We start from the raw sequence: 11,159 nt of genomic DNA, 5'->3' as shown, positions 1-11,159 counted from the left end.
CAAAAGAGAAAAAACAAAGGTTGCCGTGGGCAACCTTTGTTTTAACTAGCTTTATCTTTCGTCTCTGAATTGGCGTTAAGCTCGGACAGAAATCGTTCCAGTTCATACCCAGGCATAGGCTTTGCAAAATAATATCCTTGTGCCTCATCACACCCTAGCTTTTTGATGTACTCAAGCTGCACTTTGGTTTCAATCCCCTCTGCAATAACTTCCAAACCTAATTTTTGCCCTAATTCGACTATAGTCTCAGCAATTGCACCATCGCCTCCTTCACCGATCTCACGAATGAACTCTCTGTCTACTTTCAGTCGATTTAAAGGTAGCTTGTGTAAATAACTCAAAGACGAAAACCCGGTTCCAAAGTCATCGATAGCGACCGTAAACCCATTCGCTCTTAATTTCTCTAATGCAGATATAACGTGGTGCGTGTCGTCCATAACCACGCTTTCAGTGATCTCTAATTCAATATCTTCTGGTGGAATGCCGTAAGCTTTGGCAACACTAATAACATCATCAACAAAGTGGCCGTTCTTGAATTGAGGCATAGACACATTAACTGCGACCCGCAAGCGACCATGGCCTAACTTTTTAAGTCGATTTACTTCAATACAACTCTGCTCTAATACCCAAGCACCAATATCGACAATCAATCCGGTATATTCAGCCAACGGAATAAACGTCAATGGTGAAATGAAGCCTCCGTCATCGTTAGGCCAGCGCAACAAAGCTTCAACGCCTATTACTTTCTCGGTTTCTATATCAACCTGAGGCTGATACCACACTTGTAATTTAGACTCGAAAAAATCATCGGTAAGTTTTCGGATCATGGACAAACGCCAACTTGTTTCGTCCTCCATTTCAGGACGATAAACATTAAACCTAGATTGGCTGTCTTTTTTAGCTTTATTTAACGCAATATTGGCATGTTTGATAACCGTTAAGCCTGACTCGGAGCTATCAGGCTTACGGCAAATACCCAATCGGGCATTGACCGGAATTTGGTTATTACTCACTTTGAATGGTTGATCAAATATAGCTAATACACTGTATTCGTGTAGTTTTTCTCCTGAGCCAATCAACCCGAAAATATCAGCCCCAACTCTGCATATAATTGCATCGTCGCCAAACTGCCGGTTGAGCCTTTCAGCCACACCGACTAAGAGATTATTACCCGCTTCTTGCCCTAGACCATCATTAATATCTGAAAAATGTTCGATATCTAACAACATTACAGTATCCATTTGACTGTCGGGTTTTACAAAATCGTCCAAGTGTTGAATAAAGCGCGAACGGTTTGGCATTTGCGTCATTTCATCGAGAAATGCAATATCGCTGACTTTTTTGAGTAATAACGAATTATCCAAATCCGAAGCCATATTTGATACAAAAGATTCAACGAGCTCATTGCGAATACACTCACTATCTGCATCATAAATAATCAATATACCTACGCAGGACTTCGATGGTATATATAAGATCAATCGATCTCTGTCTATTATCGAACTTTTCTTTTGTAGCGCTTTCTCTATCAAACCAACATCGTAAGTCGGAATTATCTCTCGACACAATTGACCGCTGAACGAATAAAGTTCATCGTTACTAAATTCAACATAAAACTTATCAACAGAGTCTCTTTGTTCACTTGAGTTTAATAAAAAGACACCCGGTCCTCTCGCAGAAAAAAGATCAATCGACATCAAAACCAAACGACGTACAAAACTTACAAAGCTTTTCTGTTCAATCAAGGTACTATTCATCACATTGAGCTTTTGTAAAAAGTCTCTAGATTCATTGATATGTTTAATTTGTTGGTAAGAACGAATCGCCGTACACAAAGTTGTCAGCAAGCGATTTCGAGTTAACTCTGTCTTTGTCACATAGTCGTTAATATCGTAATCAATGACAACACGCTCTTCCGGTGCATATCCCGGCTGACCTGTACGTAAGATGATGCGAATGTCTTTTAGTTGTAGCTCTTCTCTGATTGTTCGGACTAATTTAAGACCAGCATCATCACTTTCCATAACGACATCTAGTAAGGTCACCGCTATATTCGGCTTTTTGGCGAGAATTTCTTTAGCTTCATAACCGCTATAGGCATTCAAAAACTGTAGACGTCGGCCAGAAATAACCATGTTCTCTAAAGCCATCTGAGTTACTTTATGAACTTCAGGTTCATCATCAACGACCAGTATGTTCCATGCAGGTAAATGGTCTAAAACTTCACTTTCTGAATCATCGTGTAGAGACTGACCAGCAAATAAATAGGGCTCACTTTTAGACGTGTACTTTGATGCCATCGAGCAGTTACATCCTAATTCGAAGAAAGAGTGGTTATAAAAATCTTAGGTTTGTACTTATACATTGTAGAAAAGATTCACCGAATTGCTTAATTTATACCTCGTTTTTAATACATTTTTTGACTTTCAAGTCGATATTAAAGAGTATGTTTTAAAAACCTATAACTGTGGCAAGATATGAGCAACCAACCCAGTTCCCGAACCAAATATTTAAATATCGTCAAACAAATTACGGGTATTGATTTTGAGGTGACTAGTACATCTCAAGATATTAATGAACAAAACATTTTTCACCACCTTGCCAATGACCAAGTCGTCTTGTTGCGCGACCCTTCACAGTCAATCAGTCAACGCATCCACAAGCGCGAACAACTATTAGAAGCTCGTCAGCAATACAATTTAGAGCAGATATTTAGTCTAGCAGTTGAGTACGTCAAAGATGACTCATTACTAGAAAGAATCGATTTAGATTGGGTTATGAAGTACATAGAGTTGGCAAAAAATAGTTTTACACCAACCTTACATGAACTATGGGCAAAAATATTGGCCCGTGAATTGGTCAAGCCTGGATCATTTTCTCATCGCAGCCTAAAGACCTTGTCCGAACTAAGTACAAAAGAAGCAAAGATCTTTTATCACGCGGTAAAACTAATATGTCGATTTGGTGAGGAACACTCGGGGCGCTTGATTACCGGCATTTATAAAAAGCCAACTCTCATGTCAATTTTTGCCGCCAACAACAAAATTACCGTTAACTTAAGTAAACACGGTCTAAACTACAGCCAATTAATAACACTGATTGAAATTGGATTGATTCATCAACAAGAAATCGAATCCGCCGCATATCAACCCAAAGATGAACTCAAAGTAAACTATCAAGGTCAAACTTACGATGTTGCAATCAAACAAAAAGACGTTGTGTTTACTTATTACAAATTAACCCAGGCGGGATATGAATTGAGTCAATTGGTTAAGCCAGCAAAAGATCAAAAGTTAATCGTAGATATCTTAAGCCAGTTCAACCAATTAGTTGGTAATGATGTTGAGGTTTATAACCGGGTTTAAAACACCAGTTCTAAACCCAGATAACTGCTGTCAAAAGCCTGCTCGAAAATAAAACCATCATCACGGTCAAATGAAACCTTTTGTTCGATAACACCAAACTCGATCTTTATATTCGGTAAAATTGTATTATCGAATTCATATCCTATGCCAGCCATTGTTAGCTCGTTATCGCTTCCTTTGTTAAGTTCTGCAAAACCGTAAAAACCAAAAAGAGGCAAGTCCAAATTCACTCGACCATGTGCCAACAACTCGTAGCTGTCAGCACTTGAGGAGGACCGAGTATTATCCATTGTTTCTCTGATGTTCACCGAAGCTTCTTGATAACGTCCAGTAACACCTAAATTGATTGTTACCAATCTGACGTCCAACACTTCGTAATACAAGGTTGTGTCTTGTATCGTGAGTTCGTGGTTTGAAACAAGATTACTAGCAACTGGAAAGGTTGTACCTGCAAGTATGAATGTCTGCTCTAAATTATAAGAGCTATCAAAGTCCAAATTTTGATATGTTAGGCGCGCGTTCGGAATTAAAGGTATCGAATGGTCGAGTTGGGCGCTTAATAAGTACTGCGATTCATCAGAGTGTGTATAAGACAATAAACTATCGTTTGCCTCGCCAAACATGGAGTCGGAGCCAGACTCCCATTGTTTAACACCTAAAGAAATATCAACTAAAGGTGCTGCACTCACGCTGCCACAAACTAGCATCGCCGCAAACATAGTCAACCATTTATTCTTATCCATCGGGCTTTATCCTTGAACTAATAGTTTGTTTAAATCGATGATCGCTGCATTTGCGCGGGAAATGTAATTGGCCATCACTAATGAGTGATTCGCTAACATACCAAAGCCACTGCCATTTAATATCATCGGACTCCAAACCGTATGCTGAGTAGCCTCTAACTCCCTAATAATTTGACGTAGGCTGGCTGTTGCATTTTTCTTTTGTAGTGTCGCTGCGAAGTCAACTTCTACTGCCTTTAAAAAATGTAATAAAGCCCAAGACGCACCTCTGGCCTCATAAAATACATCGTCTATTTTCCACCAACTTGTTTTAACAGCTAGTTGTTGTGGGCTGTTAGTAGATTGGCGGGCAGCTTGATCACCAGCAAGATCGATATTTATTCGGTCCTGCCCTACGCTGGCACTCAAGCGCTGGCTTAAACTACCTAAACGCTTTTCGACTTCACCTAACCAATCTCTTAAGTTGTCTGCGCGGGCATAAAATTGGGCAGAGTTCTGATTATCATCAGCAAGGGAATCTCTGTAGTCGATAAGTGCATCAACTGCCTTACTATATTCACCCTCAGCACTTGGAAAAGCCCATGATTTATGGTCAATGTTGAACTGTGGCTGAGCTATTTTCAAATAAGGATTTTCAACGGATTGTGACTGAGAACGACTAAAGTCTTTGCGCAGAGCAAGAGCGAGATCACGGATCATCTCTAACGCACCAAACTCAAAGGCCGGAATATTGTCTAAAAATACAGAAGGAGGCGTCACATCATTTGACATGTAACCACCAGGCTTGTTCAACAATACATTGGTAACTTCAATAAGTGTATTTGTTGTTGTGTATCCAGTAACAGGTGTGACGCCGTTTTGCTGGGCTATCGCCGTTGATTTTTCTTCCACAGAGAATGTCTCAGGCATAAAGCTCCAATACTGAGATAGAAGATACAAAACAACAACAATAAATCCAAAACCTGATACAAGCCATTTCTGCATTTCAAAACTCCTTTAATGATGTCTTATTTTTTGATGGATAGATTCAACTTTGAACTCTACCGACAGCTCGTTGCCATTTGAATCCATCAAACGCACATTGGCGGTTTTGTTATTAGCCATTGTCGAATCGACTCCTAAAAACATAATGTGCAATCCGCCAGATTCAAACACCACTTCACCATTGGCTGGAACAGTAACATTATCCAGTTTGATCATTTTCATCAGACCACCTTGATGTAGGTGTTGATGAAATTCGACGCGTTTAGCGATAGGTGATGAAGCTGAAACCAGCTTTACATCTTTATCGCTGTTATTCTTTACTATTAAATATCCTGCAGTGTTAACTGCGCCTGGGATAACTGCTCGAACTTTTGCGTTTTCAGTCGATAATTGATCCAATTCAGCCGCCTGACTCGATAATCCAATTAAAGATAAAACAATTAATATAATGTTTTTCACGTGATGGCACTCCAAGTTTAGTCCAATTTAGCCATCATACCCATGCAATTAGTTGATTGGAATAATAATTAACGGTAGATCTCAGGCTTATTATCACTTCTCTTTGAAATAAAATACGCCGCTGCAATTAATAACACTAATGGCCAAACCGCACTTAAGCCAGCCAAGACCAATGCGCCAAAAACCATTGCAATAGCGACAAAAATGCCAGCAAAAACACTAAACAGCACGCAACCAATTATAAAAAAGACCAATACAGCAATCCCTAAGCCTAGTAGGTTTCCTGCCCAATCACCGATATCAATCCAATGTAAAAATGACTCTGTATGAAAGTAGAAGCCAGGCATAATGCTCAAGATCAAAAACAGAACAAAAAGTGCCCCTACGACTTTAACAAAATTAGACATATCCTTTCTCCAAAAACTGTTTATTTATCCAACCAAACACTAATAAAAGCGTTTGGTTGGCATTAATACAGATGCTAAAAAGTAGCCGAAGACGCCCGCAAGTGGTGCGAACAATGTGAACAATACAGCCGCGGTTCGCACACCCCAGACAGGGAGATTAAAATGACGTCCAATACCTGCGCATACTCCAGTAAGTTTTCTGTTTAACTGATCTTTACAAATTGGGTCACCAATATATTGCTTGTTCATCACGGTCTCCTTAAGCATTCGCTACTTTTTTCTTTAAAGCCTCTAACTGCTCGTTTACTTCAGATTCTGTTTCGAGTTTTCTAAACTCATCTTGAAGACTAGAAGTCGTCAAATCATAGGCATCAACTTGACTTTCTAACTCGACAACCTTTCGCTGAAGCTGCTCATATTTTTGGTTAACGGTATCTATCTTGTTGCTCTCAAGTGCACTGCGACTGCGTAACTGAACTTCTACTGTCGTTACTCTGCGGTCAATACGCTTCACGTTCTCACGAGCTTCAGTTAGCTTTTGTTGTAAGCGATTAGTATCTTCCGTTATTTTTGCCAGGTCTTCATCAGCAGCAGCAACATGCTTTTCTAAAGCGACCACGTCTGCGTTCAAACTATTTTTGACCACAAGCGCTTCCCTTGCCAAATCTTCACGGCCCTTTGTCAAAGCGATTTCGGCCTTTTCGCTCCACTGCTGCTGTTGTGCTTGTAAATGTTCTAGCTTACGCGTGGCATGTTTTTTTTCTGCAATACAACTTGCTGCGTGGCTACGAGCTTCTACTAACGCTTCTTCCATTTCTTGAATGACAAGTCGCAGCATGTGTTCTGGTTTTTCTGCTTTATCTAAAGCAGAGTTTATATTTGCATTTAAAACATCAACGAATCTTGTAATAACACCCATGTCGTTCTCCTTAGAATCTTTACATTGTTATTTAGTGTTCCAATACTTACTTCCAATTGATGTGCCAAAATTAAAACAAACGCAAGGTTATGATTTTTAATAACTTTTTAAATTGCACAAGTTTCGCGATTGAATCAGGCAAACCGCGATTGGTCAATTTAACCACAAGGGTTAGTGAATTTAACCAAGCTTATGATTTGCCCATTGAGTGCAAAAAAATGAAATAACGCCAAAGTAAATGTGAGTAATCACACACTAGATAAGTAAACAAATAATGAGGTTAAAGGTTTGGTGGATTTAAACAGTAGGAAATTGACTAGAAAGCGTAGAAGAGGGGAAAACAACTGCGTAGCAAATTGACTGCGAACTAATTTGCTACTTTAAATTAATGAAACCAATATAAGTCGTGTAAATATTTACAAAACCATAAACGATACCCAAGCTCAATACAGGTGAGAGCACTACAAGAAGTAAAGTTAAAAGGCTCACCATATTATTCACCAAGCTCTGACTGTTTTACAGAAAACTGTTTTTTAGCCAATGCGATTGAGTGTTTTGCTTGAAACAAAAAAGTATCTTGAATATCAATTTTTGTCTGATATTGAACTACTTTCCTTACCGCATTTACTTCTTGATGCACAGCTTGTGTTAGCGCTTCTGTATCATTTAAGTTTGAAATAGATACTGGTGAAGTAAGAGCGATACTAGTTGCTAAGATTAAAGATTGCATGATGTTTCTCCTTTAGTTAAATGTGTATATCTTTAGTCGCTATAACATTTACAAAGGTTGTGCCATCAATTAAAAAATTAATAAACCACTGTTATATAATGATTTATTTTAATGATTCTGTTTGGCGAGTAGTTGGGTGATAAAGAGTTTTACCACCCGAATGGTTAATTTGACTAACTATTAGTCAATTCCTCTTTCTCTAAAAAAAGACGTTGCATCAAATAACAAGTCCTTGCCTTTTCGGTCTGTTTTAACCGCATTTTCACTTAAATAGCGACGCCATATTTTTGCGCCTGGCAACCCCTGATAGAGACCCATCATGTGACGTAACACATGCCACGCTCTGCCACCGTCATCCTCATGGGACTCTATATAGTCACCTATTTGTGATAATACGTCTGAGCGTTTTACCTTTGGTTTATCAACGCCATATATAATGTTGTCAACGTCGGCCATAATATAAGGGTTGTGGTAAACCTCACGGCCCATCATTACACCATCAACGTGTTTGAGGTGTTCTAAGGATTCTTCAAAGGTCTTAATTCCACCGTTAATAATGATTTCTAGCTCAGGAAACAGCTCTTTTATCTTGTAAACGCGAGGATAATCTAAAGGAGGAATATCACGATTCTCTTTAGGAGAGAGACCCGTTAGCCAAGCTTTTCGAGCATGAATGATAAACGTCTCGCAGCCAGCTTCTTTAACTTTAGTAATAAAATCTAACAGAAACTCAAAACTATCCTGATCGTCTATTCCAATGCGAGATTTTACTGTGATAGGAATTGTCGTAACGGCTTTCATCGCCGCAACACACTCCGCCACCAATTCTGGTTTTGCCATCAAGCAGGCACCAAACATACCATTTTGAACACGATCTGAAGGGCAACCTACATTAAGGTTTACCTCATCATAGCCGCGTTCTTCTGCCAATTTAGCGCAGTGTGCTAAAGCTTCAGGATCACTGCCACCCAGTTGTAACGCAACAGGTTGTTCAAACTCATTAAACTTTAAAAAGTCACCTTTGCCATGAATGATCGCACCGGTTGTAACCATTTCTGTATACAAGACAGCGTGAGACGACATGGCACGATAAAAATAGCGACAATGTCGATCAGTCCAATCCAACATGGGAGCGACACAGAATTTACGATCTAACTTCTTTTTTGACATGGGGAGCTCTTAATAATAACTAACTCAAAATGTGAGCCTGAACTAATTTTTGACGATTAAAATTAAATTATGAGAAAGGCGGATTTTAGCACATAAACCCGCATATTCATTACTGAGAGCTCATATTATTAGTGAGTTATTCACCAAAAGCGCCGGCCGCTCCAGGGAAGACCACAGGACTTTCTGTACCATCTGTACTCACACTTGCAACACCAAAAAAGTAGTTATCTATTACAACATTTTTTAAAGTGTATTCAGTAACGTTGCCGACAAATTTACTGTATTGCCATTGCGGCGCATCGGTATAACGCCAATAAATTTTGTAGCCTGCTAATTGTGGGTTTTGCTCCGCGTTCGCCTGTGCCCAAGAAAGTGTAGTATCTGGCTTAACTGCACCACTGATCTTTACATTAGCAGGTGGGGTAGGTGCCCATGCCATGGACGCAAGACTTACTGCATTAAGCGCTGTCAGCTTAGCGGCATAATCAAAATCCACGCCATCGATTGTATCGCCATACTCAATACCATTTTCAGTTCTGAGATCTTGGTGTTGGCGATTGTAATTCTCATTTGTTTCCATAATTCTAACGCCTGGATAGCCAAGGTCATTAAAAGGACGATGGTGTCCTCCACGACCAAAACGGTCTAAACGATACACTACCATTGTGTCTAAATTCGGAATGTAACGGTCCGCCATTAGGTCTATATAACGAGCCAAATTTCTACTTGGAGAGTCAACTTCGCCACCGGTAAAACGACGAGTACGAGCTTCTGAGGTTGTCTCAGTTTGACGAGTACCTTCAGCAAAAATTCTAGCCGTTGTATTATTGATGACACCGTTGATACCTTGAACATTACCAATCATATCATTGTTCAAAACAGCTTTTAGGCGCCAATTTTCCTTTTGCGCATACTCTGCCAAAATCTTGCCACCAAATAGGCCTTGCTCTTCACCTGCTAATGCTGCATATACAATACTGCCGTTGAATTTATATTTACTTAATACTCTTGCAGCTTCTAGAGTACCCGCGACACCAGATGCATTATCATTTGCGCCCGGAGAATCAGAAGTAAAGTCCATAACGTCCGTAACGCGAGAATCTATATCGCCTGACATTAGAACATAACGGCCCGGGTCTGTTTCACCACTCTGAATCGCTATGACGCTGACTACTTCTGTGGCATCAGGGATTCGCTTTTCACCTTTGATTGTTTTTGATTGGTAAAACACCTGTAAACAGCCACCACACTCTGCAGAGATCTTGTCGAATTCCGCTTTTATCCAGCGCCTAGCAGCACCAATTCCCCTCGTGTCGGATTTCGTATCAGATAGCGTGTGACGTGTACCAAAGCTAACTAATTTTTCTATATCTTTTTCTATGCGTTCAGCTGATACTTGTTCAACAATATTATGTAAGTCCGCATCTACTGTATGTACTCTATTATTATCAAGTGCACTTACGGAAGTACTAACCAGAGCAGAAAGAGGAAACAACCAACTTATTTTTGTTAACTTTATTCGCATAAAGATTCCTTGTATTTATTATTGTTAGACCTGAATCGCAGTTTAGTTAAGATAACCAATTACAGGGCCTTTTTCGATTTATATCGTTTGTCGATGATAAATTTTTGATAAGCCGTTAAATCAGAATAACTCTTTACTGTTATCTCTTCGATTGGCGACCGGTAACTAACATCTCTTAACCACTCAATATTGTAAGGACACTTCTTAACTAGCTTTCTGAGTGTTTTTAGGACGGTTAAATAATCTTTCTGCAAGGTTTGATGAAATAATGTCTCCGCAAACAGAGTAGGAGTAACACAATAATATTGTGTTAAGTCGTTATTAAGTAGTGCTTCAGAAAAAGATGATACCGCTAGATTTGAATTTGGAGCAGGTAAATGGATATTTATTTTACCATCAGAGAGGACTTTGCCTGACTGCTGCTTAAATCCCAACTTTTCAAAGTAATTAATCAAATAGTTGCGCTGACCGACAGAGAGTACGTCGTAATCATTTCTGACAAAAAAATTGTCATCGTAGATTGTTATTAAGGGCAATCCGTCAACTGCGAAGAGGTTTTTGTCTTTATTTATTTGGTTAAAATCTAATGCCATGAAAGCCCTCCGGAAATACAAGATTATAATACGTAAGGCGTCGACTGAAGATCAAAGTTTAAAAATAGACATATAAAATAGAGGTAATAAAAAACGATGGACAGGAGTCCGAGTGTCGTGGTGCCAGGGATGGCAAAGAACGACGACCGAGCGAGGGAGCAAGCATCTTAACGAAACTGTCGGTTTAAACAATAAAGCGTTGAGCTACATTACTCCGGGCATCCTGCCCTCCGCCCTTCGGGCCAGCTAAAGCTGTTCTAATTC

At 39.6% G+C, this 11,159-nt stretch carries 12 protein-coding genes; 1 reads left to right on the top strand and 11 read right to left on the bottom strand.

Translation table 11 applies throughout. From position 1 onward, the window contains the following. Positions 1–41: 41 nt before the first annotated feature. Complete coding sequence (locus tag J1N51_RS10500) at positions 42–2,300, bottom strand: EAL domain-containing protein (protein WP_208831112.1); 2,259 nt, start codon at positions 2,298–2,300, stop codon at positions 42–44. 177 nt (positions 2,301–2,477) lie between these two features. On the opposite strand from J1N51_RS10500, the gene J1N51_RS10495 reads away from it, so the two are divergent. Continuing rightward, complete coding sequence (locus J1N51_RS10495; RefSeq protein ID WP_208831109.1) at positions 2,478–3,365, top strand: TIGR03899 family protein; 888 nt, start codon at positions 2,478–2,480, stop codon at positions 3,363–3,365. On the opposite strand, the gene J1N51_RS10490 is transcribed toward J1N51_RS10495, so the two are convergent. From J1N51_RS10490 to J1N51_RS10445, 10 genes are all read right to left on the bottom strand, one after another. After that, a complete protein-coding gene (locus tag J1N51_RS10490; RefSeq protein ID WP_208831107.1) occupies positions 3,362–4,108 on the bottom strand; it encodes a TIGR04219 family outer membrane beta-barrel protein in 747 nt (248 codons plus the stop codon). The genes J1N51_RS10495 and J1N51_RS10490 overlap by 4 nt on opposite strands. Positions 4,109–4,114: 6 nt before the next feature. Continuing rightward, positions 4,115–5,092, bottom strand: coding sequence for a DUF2333 family protein (locus J1N51_RS10485; protein WP_208831105.1), 978 nt, complete (start codon positions 5,090–5,092; stop codon positions 4,115–4,117). A 12-nt stretch (positions 5,093–5,104) separates the two neighbouring features. Beyond that, complete coding sequence (locus tag J1N51_RS10480; protein WP_208831103.1) at positions 5,105–5,551, bottom strand: copper chaperone PCu(A)C; 447 nt, start codon at positions 5,549–5,551, stop codon at positions 5,105–5,107. 68 nt (positions 5,552–5,619) lie between these two features. Next, complete coding sequence (locus J1N51_RS10475) at positions 5,620–5,958, bottom strand: hypothetical protein (RefSeq protein WP_208831101.1); 339 nt, start codon at positions 5,956–5,958, stop codon at positions 5,620–5,622. 39 nt (positions 5,959–5,997) lie between these two features. After that, entirely contained in the window at positions 5,998–6,207 is a 210-nt protein-coding gene (locus tag J1N51_RS10470) for a PspC domain-containing protein (protein WP_208831098.1), read from the bottom strand. 10 nt (positions 6,208–6,217) lie between these two features. Further along, entirely contained in the window at positions 6,218–6,877 is a 660-nt protein-coding gene (locus tag J1N51_RS10465; protein WP_208831096.1) for a PspA/IM30 family protein, read from the bottom strand. A 493-nt stretch (positions 6,878–7,370) separates the two neighbouring features. After that, on the bottom strand, positions 7,371–7,607 hold the full coding sequence (locus J1N51_RS10460; protein WP_208831094.1) for a hypothetical protein: 237 nt from the start codon (positions 7,605–7,607) through the stop codon (positions 7,371–7,373). 180 nt (positions 7,608–7,787) lie between these two features. Then, the gene (gene dusA / locus J1N51_RS10455; protein WP_208831092.1) at positions 7,788–8,777 is read right to left on the bottom strand and encodes a tRNA dihydrouridine(20/20a) synthase DusA; all 990 of its coding nucleotides are present in this window, start codon (positions 8,775–8,777) and stop codon (positions 7,788–7,790) included. Between the two features lie 136 nt (positions 8,778–8,913). Then, a complete protein-coding gene (locus tag J1N51_RS10450) occupies positions 8,914–10,302 on the bottom strand; it encodes a M28 family metallopeptidase (RefSeq protein ID WP_208831089.1) in 1,389 nt (462 codons plus the stop codon). Positions 10,303–10,361: 59 nt separating this feature from the next. Further along, positions 10,362–10,895, bottom strand: coding sequence for a hypothetical protein (locus tag J1N51_RS10445; RefSeq protein WP_208831087.1), 534 nt, complete (start codon positions 10,893–10,895; stop codon positions 10,362–10,364). Positions 10,896–11,159 lie beyond the last annotated feature (264 nt).

This window comes from Psychrosphaera ytuae (genome assembly GCF_017638545.1).
GTDB lineage: Bacteria > Pseudomonadota > Gammaproteobacteria > Enterobacterales > Alteromonadaceae > Psychrosphaera > Psychrosphaera ytuae.
Note: the sequence above shows the minus strand (reverse complement) of the source record. Positions and strands in the feature narration are given on the sequence as shown.

Bases quoted from the DNA above. Each gene is read 5' to 3' on its own strand.
- J1N51_RS10500 (WP_208831112.1), bottom strand. From the start codon at position 2,300: ATGGCATCAAAGTACACGTCTAAAAGTGAGCCCTATTTATTTGCTGGT.
- J1N51_RS10495 (WP_208831109.1), top strand. From the start codon at position 2,478: ATGAGCAACCAACCCAGTTCCCGAACCAAATATTTAAATATCGTCAAA.
- J1N51_RS10490 (WP_208831107.1), bottom strand. From the start codon at position 4,108: ATGGATAAGAATAAATGGTTGACTATGTTTGCGGCGATGCTAGTTTGT.
- J1N51_RS10485 (WP_208831105.1), bottom strand. From the start codon at position 5,092: ATGCAGAAATGGCTTGTATCAGGTTTTGGATTTATTGTTGTTGTTTTG.
- J1N51_RS10475 (WP_208831101.1), bottom strand. From the start codon at position 5,958: ATGTCTAATTTTGTTAAAGTCGTAGGGGCACTTTTTGTTCTGTTTTTG.
- J1N51_RS10470 (WP_208831098.1), bottom strand. From the start codon at position 6,207: ATGAACAAGCAATATATTGGTGACCCAATTTGTAAAGATCAGTTAAAC.
- J1N51_RS10465 (WP_208831096.1), bottom strand. From the start codon at position 6,877: ATGGGTGTTATTACAAGATTCGTTGATGTTTTAAATGCAAATATAAAC.
- J1N51_RS10460 (WP_208831094.1), bottom strand. From the start codon at position 7,607: ATGCAATCTTTAATCTTAGCAACTAGTATCGCTCTTACTTCACCAGTA.
- dusA (WP_208831092.1), bottom strand. From the start codon at position 8,777: ATGTCAAAAAAGAAGTTAGATCGTAAATTCTGTGTCGCTCCCATGTTG.
- J1N51_RS10450 (WP_208831089.1), bottom strand. From the start codon at position 10,302: ATGCGAATAAAGTTAACAAAAATAAGTTGGTTGTTTCCTCTTTCTGCT.
- J1N51_RS10445 (WP_208831087.1), bottom strand. From the start codon at position 10,895: ATGGCATTAGATTTTAACCAAATAAATAAAGACAAAAACCTCTTCGCA.